This is a genomic window from Candidatus Accumulibacter sp. ACC007, from assembly GCF_907163205.1.
Lineage (GTDB): Bacteria > Pseudomonadota > Gammaproteobacteria > Burkholderiales > Rhodocyclaceae > Accumulibacter > Accumulibacter regalis.
Map to the genome: position 1 here is coordinate 26,691 of NZ_CAJQUD010000004.1, position 21,541 is coordinate 48,231.

A 21,541-nucleotide genomic window follows, 5' to 3' on the forward strand; every position below is an offset into this window, starting at 1 on the left:
AAGGCAGGCAGATGCCGCGTAGTGGTAGAATGGACCACTCTGCTCTGCCCGATCCCGAATCTTATCCGAAATGGCCCTCCCGCGTGCTGATCGCACCGCAAACCGACAAGCCTGAACCCCCCCAGATGCGCCAGTTGATTCTCGACCTGCTGCCCGAAGAGCGGCCCAGCTTCGAGAATTTTGTCGCCGGCGGCAACGCTGAAGCGCTGACCGGACTGGCCGCCTGGCTGGCGCCGGTCAACCGCGAGCCGCTGTTCTTTCTCTGGGGCGAGGCGGGTGCCGGGAAATCGCACCTGCTGCAAGCCAGCGAAGCCGCGTACAGCGACGCGCGCATGGACCCCGATCTCTCGGAAATCGCGCCGGATGGCTGCACGCACGCCGTCGATAACGTCGAAGCGCTCAGCGCCCGTGGGCAAATCAGCCTGTTCAACCTGATCAATCGCCTCTGCACCAGCGGCGGGCGATTACTCGCCGCGGCCAGTGTGCCGCCGCGACAACTTCGCTTGCGCGAGGACCTGCGTACGCGCCTGGGCAGCAGCCTGGTGTACCGGCTGCAGCCCCTGAGCGACGGCGAAAAACTGGCCGCGCTCGGCGAGCAGGCGCGGGCGCGCGGTTTGCTCCTGCCGGCGGAGGCTTTCACCTATCTTTTCCTGCGCGCGCCACGCGACATGCGCAGCCTGACGGCCTTGTTGATGGCCATCGACCGTTACTCGCTCGAGCACCAGCGCCCGGTCACCCTGAGCTTGCTGCGCGAAGTTCTGCAGGCGCCACTGGAGCGCTGAGCTGCGCGAAAGGCATAGCCATGGATCTTGTTCTTTTTGACATCGACAATACCCTCATCGCCGGCGACAGCGACTTTGAATGGGCGCAGTTCCTGATCGCCAAAGGCGTTCTCGACCGCGCCTTGTACGAAGCCCGAAACCTCGAGTTCTACGAACAATACAAGGCCGGAACGCTCGATATCGAGATCTTTCTCGACTTTCAGCTGCAGCCCCTGGCGCGCTACCCGCGCGCGCAACTCGACACCTGGCTCGGCGAATTCATGCGTCGACACATCCTGCCGATTGTCGGCCGCAAGGCACGCGCGCTGGTTCACCGGCATCTCGACAGCGGCGCCCTGTGCGCCATCGTCACCGCCACCAACAGCTTCGTCACCGCGCCGCTGGCCCGCAATCTCGGCATCGCGCATCTGATCGCCACCATTCCGGCGCACGAGAACGGGCAATTCACCGGCCAGCCGCGCGGCACGCCCTCGTTCCGCGAAGGCAAGATCATCCGCGTCGAGGACTGGCTCGAAGCGATGGGCCTGTGGTGGGGCAGTTTCGAACGCAGCTGGTTCTACAGCGACTCGCAGAACGACCTGCCGTTGTTGTCGAAGGTCAGCAATCCGGTCGCGGTCGACCCGGACCCGACGCTGCGCGCGCACGCCGAAACCGCCGGCTGGCCGGTCATCAGCCTCCTCGGCTGAAGCGAACAGCTGATCGAGCGCTGATCGCGCGGGCAATATCGGCTATCATGCCGCGCCTATAGGGCCACAACACAGGAACAAGAAGCAAGCGATGATCCGCAAGTTCATATCCCGCGTTCTCGGAAGAAAAAACGCTGGCAACCGTAACCAGCCGGCGATCATCGCGGCCGGCCAGCACGGTCTGCAGCGTGACCAGATCAGCCGTGGCTGCCGGCAGACCGTCGAGGCCTTGCAGGAGAATGGCTACCAGGCCTACATCGTCGGCGGTGCGGTTCGCGACCTGCTCGCCGGACTGACGCCGAAGGACTTCGACGTGGCCACCAACGCCACGCCAGAACAGGTCCGGCGCTGTTTCCGCCGCTCGCGGATCATCGGCCGCCGCTTCCAGATCGTGCACGTGAATATGGGTGCGGAGACCATCGAAGTCACCACCTTCCGCGGCCATCACGGCGAGCAAGGAGAGCACGGCGGCAACAAGGCGCAAACCGACGCGCAGGGCCGCCTGCTGCGCGACAACGTCTTCGGCAGCCAGTCGGACGACGCCGCGCGCCGGGATTTCACGGTCAACGCGCTGTACTACGACCCGAGCTCGGAAACGATCATCGATTACCACCACGGTGTCGCCGACCTGCAGCAGAAGACCCTGCGCATGATCGGGGACCCGAAGACACGCTACCGCGAAGACCCGGTGCGCATGCTGCGCGCCGTGCGTCTGGCGGCCAAGATCGGCCTGTCCATCGACCCCGAGGCGCGGCGGCCGATCCGCGAAATGGCCGATCTGCTCGACAACGTGCCGCCGTCGCGACTCTTCGACGAGATGCTCAAGCTGCTCACCTCCGGGCATGCCCTGCGTTGCGTCACGCGCCTGCGTGAAGAGGGACTGCACGACGGCGTCCTGCCGCTGCTCGACGTGATTCTCGAGCAGCCGCTTGGCGAGCGCTTCGTCGTCCTCGCGCTCGAAGCCACCGACCGGCGCGTCCAAGAAGGCAAGCCGATCTCGCCGGGCTTCCTTTTCGCCACCCTGCTCTGGCATCAGGTCCTGGCCACCTGGGAGCCGCTCAAAAGCCGCGGCGAACCGCCGATCCCGTCGCTTTTCGTGGCCATGGACGAGGTCCTGCACGTGCAGGCGGAAAAGCTCGCCATCACCCGGCGCATTGCCGGCGACATCAAGGATATCTGGGGTCTGCAGCCGCGCTTCGAACAACGCTCCGGAAAGCGACCCTACGGCGTCCTGCAGCAACCACGTTTCAAGGCCGGCTACGACTTCCTGCTGCTGCGCGCCGAGTCCGGCGAAATCGATCCGGCGATCGGCGACTGGTGGAGCGAATTTCTGCATGCCAGCGACGAGGCGCGTGCGGCGATGCTGCTGCCGGCGGCGCCGGGCAGCGTCAAGAAACGCCGTCGTCGTCGCCGTCGCCCAGCCGAGGGCAGCGAGCAGAATCCCGACGCTGCAGAATGAGTGACGGCGACAAGACATCGACGCACCCCGAGCAACCCGAGCAACCCGAGCAACCCGAGCAACCCGAGCAACCCGAGCAACCCGAGCACTCCCACTCCGCTCCCGCCACCCCCACCGAGCACCTGGCCTACGTCGCGCTGGGCGCCAACCTGGCCGACCCACAGGCGCAGGTCCGCGCCGCCGCGCGCGCGCTGGCCGGCGTCGCCGAATGCCGACTGCAGCGCCTCTCGTCGCTGTATCGGACGGCACCGGTGGGAGGCCGCATTATCCGCAGCCAAGCCGATTTCATCAACGCCGTTGCTGCACTGCACACGCGCCTGACACCGGCGCAGTTACTCGACGCCCTGCTGGCCATCGAACGGGTGTTCGGACGCCGCCGCGAGTATCATCACGCCCCGCGCACACTCGACCTCGACCTCCTGCTCTACGACGACCTGGTCGTCGATAGCCAGCGCCTGAGCCTACCGCACCCGCGCATGCACCTGCGCGCCTTTGTCATCGCACCGCTGCTCGAAATCGCACCGCAGGCGCTGATCCCCGGCCGCGGCCGCGCTGCCGCGTGGTTGCCGGCAGTCAGCAGGCAAGCCGTCGAGAGGCTTGCCGACTAGCCGCGCCAGGGCTGCGCGGCGGGCCCGCGCGGGAACTGCGGACGACGCCAGACTCCCGGCGCCTCAGTCGAGCAAGCCGTCGCGGCGGCTGCGCGGTTTGACGATCGCCTCGTAGTAGGCGAATGCATCGCGCAGATGCTCGCGCAGTTGCTCCTCTTCCCAGGGCTTGGTCAGGAACTTGTAGATCGACCCCTGATTGACGGCGTCGATCACCGAGTCGAGCTGGGTGTAGCCCGAAATAACCAGGCGCACGGTGTCCGGGTGCAGCAGCTTGACCCGGGCCAGGAACTCGGTACCGCTCATCTGCGGCATGCGCTGGTCGGATAGAATTACCTGCACCTCGTCGCGGGCCAGGATTTCCAGCCCCTCGAGGGCACTGTTCGCGGTCAGCACGCGGTAGCCCTGGCCCCGCAGGACGCGGCGAATCGACGAAAGGATGCTCGGCTCGTCGTCGACGACCAGCAGGCTGTGCCGCTCGCTCGGCGTCCCGCCGACCGGCAGCGACCGGCCCGTGCTGAGCAGGGTGGCGAAGTCGTCCGCCGGCACCGGCTTGCTGAACAGATAGCCCTGCATCTGGTCACAGCCGTTCTTTTTCAGGTAGCCGAGTTGAGCCTCGGTTTCGACCCCTTCGGCGACCACCTTGAGGTGCATGCGGTGCGCCAGGGCGATCACCGAAGTGGCGATATTGGCGTCCTTGGGATCGCTAACGATATTGGTGACGAATGAGCGGTCGATCTTCAGCTCGTCGACCGGGAAGCGACTCAGGTAGGCGAGGCTCGAATAGCCGGTACCGAAATCGTCCAGCGAAAGGCCGACCCCGATCTCGCGCAGCCGTTCGAGTCGCTTGATGGCCTGGTCCGGCGCGGCCATGAGCATGCTTTCGGTCAACTCCAGCGCCAGCATCTTCGGGGCGACGGAATGGCGGCTCAAGGCCGCGGCGAGCACCGACTCCAGCTCCGGGCTGGCAAACTGGCGCGCCGAAACATTGACCGCCACCTTGACCACCGGCAGGCCGGCGTCGCTCCAGGCGCGGATCTGCCGGCAGGCCTCGTCGATGACCCAGGCGCCGATGGGCACGATCAAGCCGGTTTTCTCGGCCAGGGGAATGAAACTGTCAGGAGGTATCAGGCCGACACCGGGTCGCTGCCAGCGCAGCAACGCCTCGCCGCCGACGATCACGCCACTGGCCAGATCAAGCTTCGGCTGGTAGTGAAGGAGCAGTTCGCCATTGCTCAGCACCCGCCGCAGCGCGCTCTCCATTTCCAGGCGCTCGAGTGCACCCTGGCCAAGTTCATCGGTGTACAAGGCGTACTGATTGCCGCCGCGCTCCTTGGCCCTCGACATGGCTGCGGTGGCCGTGCGCAACAGCTCGTTCGCCGTCGTGCCGTCTTGCGGAAAGACGCTGATCCCGACACTGGCGCGGGCGTAGGCTTCATGTCCATCGGCCAGCATGAACGGCGTGGCGAGTGCTGCCAGAAGATCACGTACGGTGCTCTCCGCGTGCTCGGCGTCCTGCCGACCCTCGATCACCGCGGCGAATTCGTCGGCCGCCAGGCGCCCGAGCGTGTCTTCCTTGCGCAGGCGGGCCTTCAGGCGAGCGGCCACGGCCAGAAGCAGTTCATCGCCGAGTGTGTGCCCGAGGCTTTCATTGACGTTCTTGAACTGATCCAGGTTGATGATCAGCACCGCCGACTTGCCGCCTTGACGCTGTGCGCGGTCGAGACCGTGCTGCAGGAGCGAGCGCAACAACAAACGGTTCGGCAGGTCGGTCAGCGGATCGTAATGGGCCAGACGCTCGACCTGTTCCTCGCTGCGTTTGAGCTTGGTCAGATCGGTGAACACGCCGACGTAATGCGACGCCTGACCCTGCTCGTCATTGACCACGCTCAAGGTTGCCCACTGCGGATAAATCTCGCCATCCGCCCGGCGATTCCAGATCTCGCCCTGCCAATGGCCGGTCTGCGTCAGGCTGGCCCACATCGCCTGATAAAAGGCCCGGTCATGGCGTCCGGACTGCAGGAAGCGCGGATTCCTGCCGACCACGTCAGCCGCCGCGTAGCCGGTAATCTCGCAAAAGGCCGGGTTGACGGTGATGATCTCGCCGCCCAGGGCAATCATCATCACCCCGTCGCGAGTGCTTTCCAGAGCCGTTGCATAGAGGCGCTGGCGTTCCTTGAACTCGTGCTCGGCGCTGAGATCATTCCAGCTGCCGATGACTTCGAGCGCTTGCCCCCTGGCGTCGCGAATCAGGCGCATGTCGTCACGCAGCCAGCGGACGCCGCCCCTGGCATCGAGAAAGCGATATTCGTGCGTCAGTTCGCCGTCGTCGAGCAGGCGCGTTTGCGCGCTGCCAAGAACACGATCGCGATCGTCGGCGTGCAGGTGCGCCGACCACCAGTCCGGCGCCATGCAGTCAGCGGGCGCATAACCCATCACCCGCGTGATGTTCTCGCTGACCCACACCGGCAGAAAGCGTTCCCTGCGTTCGCCGCGTTCGCCGTCCACGCGTAGCGCGTAGAGAATCGTCGGACTCGCCGCAAGCAAGTGTGCCAGACGGCTGCTCGTCTGGCGCAGACTCGACTGCTCACGCCGCAGTTGCGCGTGGCGCAGCGCGTTTTCCAGAATCGTCGGCAATCCGGAAAGATAGCCGCTCTTCTTGATCACGTAGTCTTCGAGGCCGAGCCGCAAGGCGGCGGCGACCACATCCTCGTTGCCCTGGCCGGTGACCAGCACGATCGGCAGGTCGAGGCTGCGCTGATCGCGCACCGTCTTGGCGACGTCGAGCGCGTTCAGCGCCGGCAGTTGATAGTCGAGCAACAACAAGTCGTAGCCGAGAGCTTCGTCGGCGTGCTCGGGCAGATGCGCCAGGGCCTCCTCGCCACTGTCCACGACGTCGAAGCGGAAAAGCGGCGCGTGCTCGGCAAAATGGCGCTGGGTGAGGTCGATATCGAAACGGTTGTGCTCGGCGTAGAGGATGCGCATGAGCCGCCCCTGGCGCGCGGAGCGGGTGCGAAAACGATCGAGCGCCGCCGACAGAACGCGCGTCAGTCGCTCGCCATAGTTGCCGTGCTTGCTCAGGTAATCGTCTGCCCCGGCCTTCAGCGCAGTCAGCGCCGAGGCCTCGTCACCGGATCCGGTGAGCACGACAAAGGCCAGCGGCAGCCCTTGCCCGCGCACACGCGCGAGCAGATCGAGGCCGCTGCCGTCGGGAAGGTTGAGGTCGGCAAGAACCATGTCGAAGTCGGCGGCGCCGACTTGCAGACGTTCGCACGCCGCCGCAACGCTGCTGACGACTTCGACCGCCGTGTCGGGTGCGTTGCGGGCGAGCGCACGCAGGCCGAGGTCGGCGTCGCTCGCGTTGTCTTCGAGATAGAGAACGCGGCGCGGAGCGCCATGCTGCGTGGGCGCCTTCATTCGACGGCCTAGCGCGGCGGCGTGTTGAGCAAGCACCAGTACATCTCGACCTGCGCCGCAACGTCCATGAACTTGACGAAATCGACCGGCTTGAGGATGTACGAATTGGCGCCCATGCTGTACGCAGCCTCGATGTCCTTGTCCTCTTCCGAGGTGGTCAGCACGACCACCGGCAGCATGCGGCTGACCGCATGCGCCTTCAACCGGGAGAGCACCTCGAGGCCGTCGATGCGCGGCAGCTTGAGATCGAGCAGGATCAGCAGCGGCGGCGTCTCGCCAGCTTCCCAGCGAGGAATCCAGGCCAGCGCCTCCTCGCCGTCGCGGGCGACGTGCACCGGGTTGACCAGGTGCCGCTTGGCAAAGGCGCGCAAGGTCAGATCGACGTCGGCAGGATTGTCTTCGACGAGCAGGATCGGCCGATTCAAGCGCTCCATCATCACGCGGTCATCTCCAGAAAAAATCGCGGCGCGAGTCTCGCCAGTGGCGGCAAGGCGATCAGGCCTTCCCCAGCCGGCCCATCAGGAAGAACTCGTCGTTCGGCCGCATGGACGTCATGTTCGCCAGGCGATTGGACATCGCGAAGAAGGCCGCCACGGCGCCAATGTCCCAGATGTCCGGTTCGGAGAAGCCGTGCTCGCGCAAGGCAGCAAAATCAGCCTCGCCGACTTCCGCGGCGTGCAACGAAACCTTGAGCGCGAAGGCGAGCATCGCGCCCTGCCGTGGCGTGATATCCGCCTTGCGGTAATTGACCGCCACCTGATCGGCGAGTTGCGGGTTCCTGGCGCGCACGCGCAGGATCGCGCCGTGCGCGACGACGCAGTACTGGCAGTCGTTGGCGCCACTGGTGGCGACGACGATCATCTCGCGCTCGGCCTTGCTCAGACCGCTCTCCTTTTCCATCAGCGCGTCGTGATAGGCGAAGAAAGCGCGGAACTCGTCGGGTCGATGGGCAAGGGTGAGAAAGACGTTGGGGACGAAACCGGCTTTCTCCTGCACCGCAAGGATGCGACTGCGCACGTCCTCGGGCATTTCGTCGAGCGACGGCACCGGAAAGCGGCTTATCGGCTTGTCCATGGCTCGGTCCTCCCCGGCAATGCCGACTGGCAGATCTTCGCGCTTGTGGGTGGGAAGCGAATTCATCTCTCTCTCCGTGGTCACCAATCATTTATCCCCTGCATGATACACAAATCTGCAAAAACCCCGCTCCAAGAAGGGCGGTTCGACGCTCGCCAGAGCCGCCCGGACGCCAGGCCGCCGAGGCAGTCGGCATTTGCCGGCGTGCATCAAACAGTGCTGAAGCAGAGATACTTGATCTCGAGGTACTCGTCGAGCCCGTGCTTCGAGCCCTCGCGGCCCAGCCCGGACTGCTTGACGCCGCCGAAAGGCGCCACCTCGTTGGAAATCAGGCCGGTATTGATGCCGATCATGCCGTATTCGAGCGCTTCGCCGACGCGCAGGCAACGCGCGACGTCACGCGAATAGAAGTAGGCGGCGAGACCGAACTCGGTGTCGTTGGCCATGCGTAGCGCTTCCTCTTCGTCGGCAAATCTGAACACCGGCGCCAGCGGGCCGAAGGTTTCTTCGCGCGCGACGCGCATCTCGCTGGTCACGTCGGCGAGCACCGTCGGCTCGAAGAAAGTGCCGCCACGCTGATGCCGGCTGCCGCCGGTGACCACCCGCGCGCCCTTGCGCAGCGCGTCTTCGATGTGCGCCTCGACCTTCTTCAACGCCGCTTCGTCGATCAACGGCCCCTGCGTGACGCCTTCGTCATTGCCCGGACCAACGCGCAGCGACTGCACGCGCCTGGCCAGCCGGGCCACAAAAGCGTCATAAACGCCGTCCTGAACCAGCAGCCGGTTGGCGCAGACGCAGGTCTGGCCGGTGTTGCGATACTTGGCAACCAGCGCCCCTTCGACCGCCGCATCGACGTCGGCGTCGTCGAAAACGATGAATGGCGCGTTGCCGCCCAACTCGAGCGAAAGCTTCTTGATCGTCGGCGCGCTCTGCGCCATGAGCAGGCGGCCGACCTCGGTCGAACCGGTAAACGACAGCTTGCGCACCAGCGGGCTGGCGGTCAGCGTCGCGCCGATGGTCTGCGGGTCGCCGGTGAGTACGTTGAAGACGCCGGCCGGCAGTTCCGCGTCGTGCGCCAGCCGGGCCAGCGCCAGCGCCGTCAATGGTGTCTGTTCGGCCGGTTTGACGACCACCGTGCAACCGGCGGCAAGCGCCGGCGCCACCTTGCGGGTAATCATCGCCAGCGGGAAGTTCCACGGCGTTATCGCCGCGCAAACGCCGATCGGCTGGCGAATGGTCAGCAGCCGCCGGTCGGCGGCCGGACTGGGAATGCTTTCGCCATAGGCACGCTTGCCCTCTTCGGCAAACCACTCGACAAACGACGCCCCGTAGGCGACCTCCCCGCGCGCCTCGACGATCGGCTTGCCGCATTCGGCAGTCATCAACTGCGCCAGGTCCTCGGTGTTTTCGACGATCAGATCGAACCAGCGGCGCAACAGCGCGGCGCGTTCCTTGGCCGTCTTCGCCTGCCATGCCGGCAGCGCCACGGCAGCAGCTTCGATCGCCCGCCCCGTCTCGGCGGCGGTCATCAGCGGCACATCGGCAATCGCCACGCCGCTCGCCGGGTCGATGACGGCCAGCGTACGGCCATCGTCGGCGGCTTCCCAGCGACCATCGATGTAGCAATCGGAGCGCAACAGGCGCGGATCGTTCAGGTGCATGACAATCTCCGGATTTCTGAAAACCGCAGTTTATACTGTGCGCCATGCGTGCACTACAGATCCTCGTCGCTATCGTCATGGCGCTGCTGCTTGCCGCGTGCAGCGCCACGCCCGAGCGCAGGGCGAGCCCTTCGGCGGCCAGACCGGTGGCCAGTGAAAAAGGCATGGACGTGGTGATCTTCGCGCTTGGCCTGGTCGATACGCATTACCGCTTCGGCGGCAAGAACCCCGAAGCCGGCTTCGACTGCAGCGGCATGGTCGCCTACATCTACGGACAGGCGGCCGGGGTCAAGGTCGGCGGCAGCGCGGCAGACATCGCGCGGCGCGGCCGTCCGGTCGACCGCGATGAGCTGCGTCCCGGCGACCTGGTCTTCTTCAACACCCGCAACGCCTCCTTGTCACACGTCGGCATCTACATCGGCGACGATCGTTTCGTACACGCGCCGTCGACGCAAGGCCAGGTGCGCATCGACAAGCTGGCCGCCAACTACTACGCGCAGCGCTTCGAAACGGCGCGCGCGTATTTTTAGCAACAGGGGCGCGACCCGCTGCCAGGCAGCAGGTCCCTGCGCCATCAATCGTTGCGCAACTCGACACGGCCGTCGACGACGCGTACCCGATCACCCTCGCGCACCACAGGCTCGTCGACCTGTTCAAAGGCCGCGAAGCTGCCGTCTTCGTAGCGCACGGTGACGATGTGGATCGACATCGGCGCGGCCGCCTGGCGGGCGTCCTTGACCGTACTCCCGGAGCCAAAGATCGGCGTGGTCACCATGTGCCCGTCGGGTGAATCGAAATCACGTCCCGCAGCATTGCCAGGATCGCGCCGACCCGGCCCCTGGCGATTCTCCGTGCGCGTCCGGTAGACCACACCGCAACGGTCGCAAGGCCCGCTACGCTGCTCCTGCTGCTGCATCTCGCGATAGGTATCTTCGGCACTCGGCAACTGCAACTGCAGTTTGCTCTGCGCCAGCGCCGGGGGCGGCAAGGCAAGGGCCAGCAACACGCCAGCGGCGACAATCCGGTGTTTCATGACAGGCAACTCCTTCTCTGCACAGTGGGTGGCGACGGCCGGGCCCGGTGCAGGGCTACGGGCAGGCCAGGCGGCCGATCTTAGCACCACAGTGCGCCCCTGGCGCAGACGCCAAGAGAGCGAAAGCAAGTTAGTATTGGCCTGTCGGCCCACCCGGGCGAGCTCTCGGATACCGTCCCATGGACCCCAAGTCCTTCGTTGACTCCGCAGTGCTGTTGCTGGTCGTCGCCTCGATCGCCGTGGCCGTGTTCCGGCACTTCGGCCTCGGTTCGGTCCTCGGCCTGCTGGTCACGGGCATCATCGTCGGCCCGCATACGGCGGGGCCTTTCGTCACCGCCAACGTCGAAGACGTGCGCCAGTTCACCGAGCTCGGGGTGGTGCTGCTGTTGTTCCTGATCGGCCTGGAAATGAAGCCACGCCACCTCTGGGATCTACGGCGCACGCTCTTCGGCCTCGGTTCTCTGCAGATTCTTGTTTCCGCGCTGCTGATCGCCGCCTATTTCAGGCTCTTCGAGCATGGCTGGGCTACGGCCCTGTTGATTGGCAGCAGCTTTGCCCTCTCGTCCACCGCTTTCGTCGTGCAGATGCTCAGGGACCAGGGCGATATCGCCAGCCATCACGGACAGACCGCCTTCGCCGTGCTGCTCATGCAGGATCTGGCGGTGGTGCCACTGCTGGCACTGGTGCCTGTCCTCGCCGACGTCGGGCCCCTGCCCAAGGACATGCCGCTGTGGGAGCAGATTGGACTGGCCGCGGCGATGGTCGCGCTGGTCGTCGTCGGTGGTCGCTACCTGGTACCGCGCATCCTCGACCATCTGGCACGGCAGAACAATCGCGAAGCCTTTCTGCTCGCGGCCATGGGCGCCGTGTTCATCGCTGCCTGGGCGATGCACCACGCCGGCATGTCGATGGCCCTGGGCGCTTTCCTGATGGGAATGATGCTGTCCACCTCGCGCTACAGCCTGCAGATCGAGGCCGGCATGGAGCCGCACAAGGGGCTGCTGATGAGCCTCTTCTTCGTCGCTGTCGGCATGTCGCTGGACATCGGCGTCCTCGCCCAGCACCCCTTCGAGTTTGGCGGCCACGTACTGGCGATCATCGCCATCAAGGTTCTCGTTCTCTACCTCCTCTGCCTGGGCTTCGGAACCGGGCGCAGTATTGCCCTGAAGGTGTCCTTCCTGCTTGCCCAGGGCGGTGAGTTCGGCTTCGTTCTCTTCGGCGCCGCCAAGGCGCTGGGCATCATCGACGATCGCCTCTTCGTCATGGGCGCGGCGGTCATCTCGATCACCATGTTGCTCACCCCGATGCTGGTGAAGCTCGGCAACGCGCTCGCCGAACGTGCTGCCGAAGCACCCGCCGACGTTCACCAGAGCTTCCACTACGCCGGGCAAGGCGACGAATCGGCCGTGCGCGTGGTCATTGGCGGCTACGGCCGCGTCGGCCACACGGTCGGCACCATCCTGGCCAGTACCGGCATCTCCTACGTGGCCTTCGACACCGACGCCGCACTGGTTGCCAAATGGCGCGCCGAAGGTCATCCGGTCTTCTACGGCGACCTCGGCGACCCGCAGTTGCTGATCGCCGCCTCGCTGCAAAACGTCGACCTGGTCGTGCTGACCATCGACAAGCGGCATACGGCGGTGCGTGCCGCATCGCTGATTCGCTCCCAGCTGCCGCAAGTGAACATCGTCGCCCGTGCGCGCGACCTGTCCAGCTGCGAAGCCCTGCTGCGCGCCGGCGTCAGCAAGGCCTATCCGGAAACGCTCGAGGCAAGCCTGCGCCTGGCCGCCGAAACCCTGGAGTCGCTGGGTATCAGCAATGCCGAAACCGACCTGCTGTTGCGCGAAGTGCGCAGCGCCGACTACGCACTGGTGCGCTCCGGCCCCGAAGGTCAGCCATCGCCAGCCCACCATGACAAGAAGTCCTGAGCGCGGCACGCCGCGCTGCAGGCCAGCGCCAAGGCCCAAAAGCAGGCTACCATTGCACTCCCCAGATCGCCTGCCCAAGCTGTCGCCGTCACCAAGCCCATGTCATCCGTCATCCCGATCCGTTACATCGAACCCGTCTACCGGCCACCCAGCGAAGCACAGTCGCTGGTCCTGCCGATCACCGACGGCTGTTCGTGGAATCACTGCACCTTCTGTGAGATGTACACCGCGCCGCAGAAACGCTTTCGTGCCCGCGACGAGGCCGAGGTGCTGGACAGCATCGCCCGCACTGGCGAACGCTTCGGCAACGAAATCCGCCGCGTTTTCCTGGCCGACGGCGACGCCCTGGTCCTGCCGACGCGCCGTCTGCTCGCCGTCCTCGACGCCATCCGCCAGCACCTGCCCGCCGTGCGCCGTGTTTCGAGCTACTGCCTGCCGCGCAATCTGCGCCGCAAGTCGGTCGACGAACTCAGCGAACTGGCTGCCGCGGGCCTGTCGATCGCCTGCGTCGGCGCCGAGTCCGGCGACGATGAAGTCCTCGCACGGGTCGGCAAGGGCGAGACCTTCGCTTCGACGCGGGCCGCGCTCGACAAGCTCGGCGCCGCCGGCATCACCCGCTCGGTGATGATTCTCAACGGCCTCGGCGGCCCGGCGCTGTCCTTGCGCCACGCCGAAAACTCGGCGCGCCTGGTCAACGCCACACAACCCGAATACCTGGCGACGCTGGTCGTCAGCTTCCCGCTTGGCGAGGAGCGCTTCCGCGCCGGTTTTCCCGACTGGCGAGCGCTGAGCCAACGCGAGTTGTTCGTCGAAATGGACGCCTTTCTCGACCAGCTGCAACTGACGCGCACGGTCTTTCGCAGTGATCACGCGTCGAACTGGCTGGTCCTCAAGGGCACGCTGGGCGCGGACAAGCAGCGCCTCCTGAAGCAGGTACGCCAGGCGATCGCCGATCCGCAAGGCGCGGCGCTGCGCCCGGACTGGGCGCGGGGGCTGTAAGTGGCCACCGACTACGCACGCTGCGCCGAACTGATCGCCCAGGCCGACGGCCTGCTGGTCACCGCCGGCGCCGGTATCGGCGTCGATTCAGGACTGCCCGATTTTCGCGGCACGCAGGGCTTCTGGGGCGCTTACCCGGCGCTCGGTCGCGCACGCATCGCCTTCGAGCAGATCGCCAACCCGGCCGCCTTCGCGCGCCAACCCCGCCTCGCCTGGGGCTTCTACGGGCATCGCCTCAAGCTCTACCGGCGGACCGTTCCCCACCCCGGCTTTGCCATCCTGCGCCGCATCGGCGCAATGCTGCCGCAAGGCGCTTTCGTGTTCACCAGCAACGTCGACGGGCAATTCCAGAAAGCCGGTTTCGCCGACCATCGCATCAGCGAATGCCACGGGTCCATCCATCACCTGCAGTGCAGCGCCGGCTGCACGGGTGATCCGGGCGACATCTGGCCCGCCGACGACTTCGACCCGGAGATCGACGAAAGCGAATGTCTGCTTACCGGCGAGTGGCCGCTCTGCCCCCGCTGCCGGAAAATCGCCCGCCCGAATATCCTCATGTTCGGCGACTGGGGATGGCTGGCGCAGCGCAGCGACGCCCAGGAAGCTCGCCTGCAAGCCTGGCTGCGCGGCGTCGAACGCCTGCTGGTCATCGAAGTCGGCGCGGGCACCCGCATTCCCACCGTGCGTCTGCTCGGTGAGCGCCTCAAGGGGCATCTGATTCGCATCAACCCCGGCGAGCCGCAACTGCCCGACGGAAAAGGAAGCACCGGCGTGGCGATCGCTGGCGGAGGACTGGAAACCCTGCGCGCCATCGCTGCGCGTCTCGACCAGAAATAGCGCGCTCGCCCGTCGGCAGCAATCGCGCCAGGCTCGCCTTGACCCGCCCCAGTCTGGCGGCGACGGCCATCAATCACGCCGGAACGGCAGGTGCTCTGCCGCCTGGTCGCGATAGTCGGCCAGCGCCTGCCCCTGCTGCGCCAGATGACGGGCAAGCAAGGCGCGCATTTCCGGATCGGCAATCCAGTGTGCGGAATGTACGACGGTCGGCGTGAAGCCGCGCGACAGCTTGTGTTCGCCGCCGGCGCCGGGCTCGAAGCGCGCCAGTCCGTGCTGCAGACAATAGGCGATGCCCTGGTAGAAGCAGAGTTCGAAGTGCAGGCTGTGGTAGTGGCCGCTGCTCCCCCAGTAGCGCCCGTAGAGCGCTTCGTCGCTGCGAAAACAGATCGCCACGGCCACCGGCAGCCCGCGATCACGGGCGACAAAGACGACCATGCGGCCGCCCAGCGCCGTCGCCAGGTCGGCAAAACAGGCGGCCGAGAAAACGGCGTGATTGTTGAATTTCTCGAAAGTGTCGGCGTAGAGGGCGTGCAGCAGAGGCCATTCGGCAGCATCGATCTGATCCCCGTGGCGCGTTTCTATCGCCAGGCCGCTCTCCTGCACCCGCCGCCTTTCGGCTTTCACCTTGCGCCGCTTGGCGGCGCTGAAGGTCGCCAGATAGCCGTCGAAATCGCCGCAGCCGGGGTTCAGCCAGTGGAACTGCACGTCGTGGCTGATCAACAGGCCCGCGTTGTGCAGCCGTTGCACCTCGTCGTCGTCGGGCAGGGCGACGTGCCATGAAGACAGTCCGGCGCTGGCGAGCAGCTTCCGCGCGCCATCGACCAGCGCCTGGCGAACGCTGGCCGCCTGCGGCCCGGCGGCGACGAGAAAGCGGGGCCCGGCCACCGGCGTGTGCGGCAGGCAGCTCATCAGCTTCGGGTAGTACTCCCGGCCGAGCTGCCGGTAAGCCGCCGCCCACGACCAGTCGTAGATGAAATCGCCATGTGAATGGGTCTTCACGTAGAGCGGCAGAAGACCGACGACGGCGCCGCTTTCGTCGCTCGCCAGCAGATGGCGGGCCGCCCATCCCCACTCACGCGCCGCAGCCCCGTGCTGCTCGATGATGGTCAGAAAATCGGCGTTCAGAAACGGATGCCCGGCCGGACAGAGGCGCTCCCACGCCGAGCGCGGAAGCGCACTCGCCGACGCGGCGACAGTGATCGAAATGCAGGACTGCAAAAGGTTCTCCCGGAGGATGGCGGTAGCTTGGCGGATGAAGCAGCAGGGTCAATGGTACGTCAGGCGTGCCCGTCGCGACCGTCACCCGGCGCTGGCTGGGCGCACGCCGGAAGTCGGGCACGACAAGACCCGGGAGGCTAGTGTAGTGCTGCCCTGGCCGCCACATCCGGCCAGGCATTCCCCAGCCACTGTCATTGCGAGGAGGCGTAGCCGACGCGGCAATCCAGTTCCATTCTCTGACTCCTTGTGCGCCACATCAGCCAGGCGGAAGACAAAACCTCTGGATTGCCGCGTCGGCTGCGCCTCCTCGCAATGACGTGCAGGGCGCTCTGGCGCCGCATCTCCGACGCGACTTTCAGCGCGCCGGGCAGCCGCTTGAAACCCTGTCGGCGCTGGCATTCCTAGGTTCCACACTGCGCGCACCACGACACCTGCCCTTTCCCTTGATAGGAGTGCAGCTTTGGTGCATCATCGCCCGCCAACGACGCCCTTCGGCGCAGGTGGTTGCGAAATGAACGTGAGCAGGCAAGCGCATGGCGCCGACGAGCTGCGCGAATACCGGGCGATCTTCGACAACGCGGCGGTGGGAATCGTCTTCACGCGCGATCGGACGATCTATCGCTGCAATCGGCGCAGCGTCGAATTGCTCGGCTACCGTCCGGGGGAACTCGAAGGGCTGCCCGGCCGGGACATGTATCCGTCGCAGGAAAGCTACGAGGAAATCGGCCGACAGGCAGGTCCCCTGCTCGCTGCCGGCCTGGCTTTCGAAAGCGACTGGCAATACAAGCGCCGCGACGGGCAGCTCGTCTGGTTTCACGTCTACGGGCGCGCGGTCGATCCGCAGCGCACCGATCAGGGAACGGTCTGGATTCTCGAAGACGTCAGCGAAGCACGCCGTGTCCATGAAGCGCACAGGCAGGCGCTGGCTGAAATGCAGGCGATCATGGACAACGCCTCGGTGGCCATTCTTTTTACCCACGACCGCAAACTCGCGCGCTACAACCCGAGATTCGCCGAGCTCTTCGGCTACCCTGGCGAGAGCGCCATCGGCCTGCCCGGCCGGGCGCTCTATCCCAGCGACGAGGACTATGCCGAAATCGGTCGCCTGGCGTCCCCGCTGCTCTCGCAGGGCAGGTCATTCCAGCACGAACAGTTCCTGCAGCGGGCCGACGGCAGTCAATTCTGGGCCAACATGATCGCCTATCTGATCGATCCGCAGGATCCGGGCAAGGGAACCATCTGGCTGATCGAAGACCGTAGCCAGTTCAAGCGCGCCGAGGAGGCGCTGCACGAGAATCTGCTGCAGCTCAAGGAAACCAACCGCCGTCTGGAAGACACGCAGAGCCAGCTGCTGCAATCGGAAAAACTGGCCTCGATCGGCCAGCTGGCCGCCGGGGTGGCGCACGAGATCAACAACCCGGTGGGCTTTGTCAGCTCGAACATGCGCACGCTGGCCACCTACACCGACGGCCTGCTCGAGTTGATCGACGCCTACGCGGCGGTGACCGAGAAAGTGCAACTGCCGCCCGACGCCGCCGCCACTCTGCAGGCGCTGCGCGCAGCGATCGATCTCGACTATCTGCGCGAGGATCTCAAGGACCTCCTGCACGAATCGGACGATGGTCTGCAGCGCGTTCGCCAGATCGTCCAGGACCTGAAGGACTTCTCGCACATCGATTCCGGCGAGTGGAAAGCGGTCGACCTCAACGCGTGCATCAAGGGCACGCTGAACGTGGTCTGGAACGAGCTCAAATACAAGGCGAAGATCGATTTCGTGCCGGGTGACCTGCCGGAGGTGCGGTGCAATGCGCCGCAGGTCAATCAGGTGATCATGAACCTGCTGGTGAATGCGGCGCAGGCCATCGAAAGCAGCGGCACGATCAGCATCCGCAGCAGCCATGACGGAACCATGGCCTGGTTCGAAATCGAAGACACCGGCAGCGGCATGAGCGAGCAGGTTCGCAAGCGCATTTTCGAACCATTCTTCACCACCAAGGCGGTCGGAACGGGAACCGGACTCGGGCTTTCCGTTTCGTATGGCATCGTCAACAAGCACGGCGGGCGAGTGGAGGTCTTCAGCACCCCCGGCGTCGGGACGCGCTTTCGCGTTTCACTGCCTATCGCCGGCCGTCCCGATGGCGGTCCGGCAACGCTCGAATAGACCCTGCCGCGGGCGCCGCCGGGAAGGCGCCGCCGGCAGCAGCCGGCACTCAGTGACCTGCCGCCCCTTCGGCCATCAGTTCGCTGAGCACGTACGGCAGAATGCCGCCCGACCAGTAGTACTGAACCTCGATCGGGGTGTCTATGCGGCACAGCAGCGGGCGCTCCAGGCGCTCGCCGTCGGCTCGCGTGATGCCCAGCGTAAGGTTCTGCATGGGTACCAGCTCCGGCCCCAGACCGAGGATTTCGAAGCTCTCGTCACCGCGCAGCCGCAGTGCCGTCGCCGAGTCGTCGGCCATGAACTGCAAGGGCAGCACGCCCATGCCGACCAGATTGGCACGGTGGATACGCTCGAAGCTGCGCGCGATCACGGCGCGCACGCCAAGCAGCCGCGTTCCCTTGGCCGCCCAGTCGCGCGACGAGCCGGTGCCGTACTCTTCGCCGGCGACGACGATGGTCGGTATGCCACGTTCGAGGTAGGCCATCGCCGCGTCGTAAACCGTCATCTGCTGGCCATCGAACAGGGTGTAGCCGCCTTCCGGTCGACGCCCTGCGGCGTCTGCCGGCAACATCAGGTTGCGAATGCGGACGTTGGCGAAGGTACCGCGCATCATGACTTCGTGGTGCCCGCGCCGTGCGCCATAGGAATTGAAGTCGGCGCGCTCGACGCCCTGCTCCCTGAGCCAGGAGCCCGCCGGCGTCGCCTCGCCGAAGGAACCGGCCGGCGAAATATGATCGGTGGTCACCGAGTCCCCGAGCAGCAGCAACGCGCGTGCGCCGGTGATATCGCCCGCTGGCAGGGCAGGCAATTCGAAGAACGGAGGGCGCGCGATGTAGCTCGACGACGGCCAGTCGTAGAGCGCGCCGCTACGCGCCTCGATGGCCTTCCACAGATCCTGGTCGGCGCTGACGTCGGCGTAGCGACGGCGGAAGGTCTCCGCATCGAGCGCAAAGGGGAGCACCGAGTCGATTTCCTCCGACGTTGGCCAGAGGTCGCGCAGAAAGACCGGCTGGCCGTCGGCACCGGCACCCAGCGCTTCGCTGTCGAGGTCGATATTGACCCGCCCGGCGATGGCAAAAGCCACGACCAGCGGCGGCGAAGCCAGGTAATTGGCGCGCAGGCTGGGATGGATGCGCGCCTCGAAGTTGCGGTTGCCGGAAAGAACGGCTGCGGCAACCAACTGGTTTTCGCTGATCGCCTTGTTGAACGCCGGATCGAGGTCGCCGGCATTCCCGATACAGGTCGTGCAGCCGTAGCCGGCGAGCGCGAAGCCGAGTTCGGCGAGCGGCGCGAGCAGGCCTGCCTTCTCCAGGTAATCGGTAACCACGCGTGAGCCAGGCGCCAGGGAAGTCTTGATGTGCGGCTGCACGTGCAGCCCGCGGGCCACCGCTTTTTTGGCCAGCAGGCCGGCAGCGATCATCACCGCCGGGTTGCTGGTGTTGGTGCACGAGGTGATCGCCGCGATCAGCACGTCGCCGTTGCCGAGAGCAACCCCTGTCCTTTCGGTCGGGTAGCGTTGCATCAGCGTCTCGGGCGGCCGGGCAAAGCCGTCTTCCGCTTCCGGTGCGCTGAACAGGGCATTGAACTTGCTCGCCATATCGGGCAATGCAATGCGGTCCTGCGGCCGCTTCGGGCCGGCCAGCGAGGGAACGATGCTGCACAGGTCGAGGCGCACGGTGCGCGAGTAGTCGATCTGGCCGGCACGGGGGATGCCGAACAGCCCCTGGGCGCGGAAATAGGCCTCGAACAACTCGCAGTCGGCTTCGCTGTGGCCGGTGGTGCGCAGGTAGTTGACCGTCTTCTGGTCGACCGGGAAAAATCCCATCGTCGCGCCGTACTCGGGCGCCATGTTGGCCAGCGTTGCGCGGTCGGTGACGGTCAGCGTACTGGCCCCGTCGCCGAAATACTCGACGAAGGTGCCCACCACCTTCTGGCGGCGCAGCAGCTCTGTCACCGTCAGCACCAGGTCGGTTGCCGTCACCCCCTCGCGCAAGCGCCCGACAAGTTCGACGCCGACCACGTCCGGGGTCAGAAAATAGACCGGCTGCCCGAGCATCGCCGCCTCGGCCTCGATGCCACCGACGCCCCAGCCGACGACGCCGACGGCGTTGATCATCGTCGTGTGCGAGTCGGTACCGACCAGCGTGTCGGGAAAACACAGGGTGCCGCCGGCAGTCTCGTGCCTGCGCACGCCGGCAAAGAGGTGTTCGAGATTGACCTGGTGCACGATGCCGACGCCGGGAGGAATGACGCGGAAGGTGTTGAACGCCTGCATGCCCCATTTCATGAACTGGTAGCGCTCGTGGTTGCGCGCGAACTCCTGGCGCATGTTCTGCTCCAGCGCCTGTGGCGTACCGTAGTGGTCAACCTGCACCGAATGGTCGACGACCAGATCGACCGGCACCAAAGGTTCGATGCTGCGCGGGTCACGACCGCTGGCCTGCGCCGCGTGGCGCATCGCCGCCAGGTCGCAGAGCAGCGGCACGCCGGTGAAGTCCTGCAGCACGACGCGCGCGACGACGAAGGGGATCTCCTCGCTGCGCGGCGCACGTGGCTGCCACTGGGCGAGCTCGAGGATGTTCCGCTCGCTGACCCGGTGACCGTCGCAATGGCGCAGCAACGATTCCAGCACGATGCGCAGCGACACCGGCAGGCGAGCAATGTTGCCGACCTCGGCCGCGGCCAGCGCCGGCAGCGAGTAGAACAGCGCCTCGGGCTGAGCGGGCGGATTGAAACGGGAGAGCGTATTGAACGGCGAGTGCGACATGAAGGACCTCCTGACGGAATTGCGCGAGCTACGGGAAACAGGCAGATAGCTGGCAGTGCGACTCGTTCCCCGGTTGGACAAACAGCCAGCGCGGCCTGCGTCGCGGCAGCGGTGAGCGAGTTCTGACAGGCGACTGCCTAATAATAGACCCTAATCCTCCGCCACCACATTGTCGAGGAAACGGCACGCCGCCCGGCACTGCCCCGGCCCCCGCCACCGACCCGCGCCTGCGCGCTGGACACGCTTTGTATACAATCGACGCGTGTCAACCTCGTGACGCTCCTTTCAAGCGCTCACCACCCTCACGCCAAGGAGACCCAAATGGCCGCAAAAATGATTCTCTTGCTGACCGGTGATTTCACCGAAGACTACGAAACGATGGTCCCTTTCCAGGCCTTGCAGATGGTCGGCCACACGGTGCACGCCGTCTGCCCGGGCAAGACCGGCGGCGAACAGGTGCGCACCGCCATCCACGATTTCGAAGGCGACCAGACGTACAGCGAAAAACCGGGACACCGATTCACGCTCAACGCCGAGTTCGCGACGGTGAATGCCGAAGACTACGACGCGCTGGTCATTCCGGGTGGCCGTGCCCCCGAATACCTGCGTCTCGACCCGGCGGTGATCGCCATGGTGCAGCATTTCGCCAGCAGCGGAAAACCGATCGCCGCCATCTGCCACGGTGCGCAACTGCTGGCCGCCGCCGGTGTTCTGGGCGGACGCTCGTGCAGCGCCTATCCGGCCTGCGCACCAGAGGTGCGCGCGGCCGGCGGCAACTTCGCGGACATCCCGATCGATGAAGCGGTGGTCGATGGCAACCTGATCACCGCGCCCGCCTGGCCCGCACATGCCGACTGGCTGGCCAAGTTCCTCAAGGTCCTGGGAACGCGCATCGAGCCCTGAGGCGCTGAGCA

17 protein-coding genes are annotated in these 21,541 nt (G+C 65.8%); 10 read left to right on the forward strand and 7 right to left on the reverse strand.

Annotated elements, in window-relative coordinates:
* The first annotated feature begins 29 nt into the window (after nt 1-29).
* From hda to folK, 4 genes are all read left to right on the forward strand, one after another.
* Nucleotides 30-782, forward strand: coding sequence for a DnaA regulatory inactivator Hda (hda, locus tag QZ634_RS12435; protein ID WP_291988786.1), 753 nt, complete (start codon nt 30-32; stop codon nt 780-782).
* A gap of 20 nt (nt 783-802) precedes the next feature.
* Entirely contained in the window at nt 803-1,468 is a 666-nt protein-coding gene (locus QZ634_RS12440) for an HAD family hydrolase (protein ID WP_291988788.1), read from the forward strand.
* A gap of 91 nt (nt 1,469-1,559) precedes the next feature.
* A complete protein-coding gene (gene pcnB, locus QZ634_RS12445) occupies nt 1,560-2,927 on the forward strand; it encodes a polynucleotide adenylyltransferase PcnB (protein ID WP_291988790.1) in 1,368 nt (455 codons plus the stop codon).
* Nucleotides 2,924-3,535: a 2-amino-4-hydroxy-6-hydroxymethyldihydropteridine diphosphokinase gene (gene folK / locus QZ634_RS12450; RefSeq protein ID WP_291988792.1), complete on the forward strand. Its 612-nt coding sequence runs from the start codon at nt 2,924-2,926 to the stop codon at nt 3,533-3,535. The genes pcnB and folK overlap by 4 nt, the downstream gene beginning before the upstream one ends.
* Nucleotides 3,536-3,598: 63 nt before the next feature.
* Here folK and QZ634_RS12455 read toward each other — a convergent pair whose 3' ends face one another.
* The 4 genes from QZ634_RS12455 to QZ634_RS12470 form a co-directional block, all read right to left on the reverse strand.
* On the reverse strand, nt 3,599-6,949 hold the full coding sequence (locus tag QZ634_RS12455) for an EAL domain-containing protein (RefSeq protein WP_291988794.1): 3,351 nt from the start codon (nt 6,947-6,949) through the stop codon (nt 3,599-3,601).
* Between the two features lie 8 nt (nt 6,950-6,957).
* Entirely contained in the window at nt 6,958-7,386 is a 429-nt protein-coding gene (locus tag QZ634_RS12460) for a response regulator (protein ID WP_291988796.1), read from the reverse strand.
* Nucleotides 7,387-7,444: 58 nt separating this feature from the next.
* Nucleotides 7,445-8,023: a peroxidase-related enzyme gene (locus tag QZ634_RS12465; protein WP_291989005.1), complete on the reverse strand. Its 579-nt coding sequence runs from the start codon at nt 8,021-8,023 to the stop codon at nt 7,445-7,447.
* 209 nt (nt 8,024-8,232) lie between these two features.
* Nucleotides 8,233-9,684, reverse strand: coding sequence for an NAD-dependent succinate-semialdehyde dehydrogenase (locus QZ634_RS12470; RefSeq protein WP_291988798.1), 1,452 nt, complete (start codon nt 9,682-9,684; stop codon nt 8,233-8,235).
* Nucleotides 9,685-9,728: 44 nt separating this feature from the next.
* Between QZ634_RS12470 and QZ634_RS12475 the strand changes: the two genes are divergently transcribed.
* Nucleotides 9,729-10,214 carry a C40 family peptidase gene (locus QZ634_RS12475; RefSeq protein WP_291988800.1) on the forward strand — a complete coding sequence of 162 codons (486 nt, stop codon included), beginning with the start codon at nt 9,729-9,731 and terminating at the stop codon, nt 10,212-10,214.
* Between the two features lie 44 nt (nt 10,215-10,258).
* On the opposite strand, the gene QZ634_RS12480 is transcribed toward QZ634_RS12475, so the two are convergent.
* Nucleotides 10,259-10,717, reverse strand: a complete 459-nt coding sequence (locus QZ634_RS12480; RefSeq protein ID WP_291988801.1) for a hypothetical protein — start codon at nt 10,715-10,717, stop codon at nt 10,259-10,261.
* A 179-nt stretch (nt 10,718-10,896) separates the two neighbouring features.
* Here QZ634_RS12480 and QZ634_RS12485 point away from each other — a divergent pair, with 179 nt between their 5' ends.
* The 3 genes from QZ634_RS12485 to QZ634_RS12495 all read left to right on the forward strand — a co-directional run bounded on the left by QZ634_RS12485 (nt 10,897) and on the right by QZ634_RS12495 (nt 14,481).
* On the forward strand, nt 10,897-12,645 hold the full coding sequence (locus QZ634_RS12485) for a cation:proton antiporter (protein ID WP_291988804.1): 1,749 nt from the start codon (nt 10,897-10,899) through the stop codon (nt 12,643-12,645).
* A gap of 99 nt (nt 12,646-12,744) precedes the next feature.
* Complete coding sequence (locus QZ634_RS12490) at nt 12,745-13,644, forward strand: radical SAM protein (RefSeq protein WP_291988805.1); 900 nt, start codon at nt 12,745-12,747, stop codon at nt 13,642-13,644.
* Nucleotides 13,645-14,481 (forward strand): Sir2 family NAD-dependent protein deacetylase, encoded by an 837-nt coding sequence (locus QZ634_RS12495; protein ID WP_291988807.1) that lies wholly within the window; start codon nt 13,645-13,647, stop codon nt 14,479-14,481.
* 69 nt (nt 14,482-14,550) lie between these two features.
* Here QZ634_RS12495 and QZ634_RS12500 read toward each other — a convergent pair whose 3' ends face one another.
* Nucleotides 14,551-15,699 carry a GNAT family N-acetyltransferase gene (locus QZ634_RS12500; protein ID WP_291988809.1) on the reverse strand — a complete coding sequence of 383 codons (1,149 nt, stop codon included), beginning with the start codon at nt 15,697-15,699 and terminating at the stop codon, nt 14,551-14,553.
* Nucleotides 15,700-16,210: 511 nt separating this feature from the next.
* Here QZ634_RS12500 and QZ634_RS12505 point away from each other — a divergent pair.
* On the forward strand, nt 16,211-17,860 hold the full coding sequence (locus QZ634_RS12505) for an ATP-binding protein (RefSeq protein WP_291988811.1): 1,650 nt from the start codon (nt 16,211-16,213) through the stop codon (nt 17,858-17,860).
* 49 nt (nt 17,861-17,909) lie between these two features.
* Here QZ634_RS12505 and acnA read toward each other — a convergent pair whose 3' ends face one another.
* On the reverse strand, nt 17,910-20,627 hold the full coding sequence (gene acnA, locus QZ634_RS12510) for an aconitate hydratase AcnA (protein ID WP_291988813.1): 2,718 nt from the start codon (nt 20,625-20,627) through the stop codon (nt 17,910-17,912).
* Between the two features lie 321 nt (nt 20,628-20,948).
* On the opposite strand from acnA, the gene QZ634_RS12515 reads away from it, so the two are divergent.
* A complete protein-coding gene (locus QZ634_RS12515; protein ID WP_043570742.1) occupies nt 20,949-21,530 on the forward strand; it encodes a DJ-1/PfpI family protein in 582 nt (193 codons plus the stop codon).
* Nucleotides 21,531-21,541: the final 11 nt, after the last annotated feature.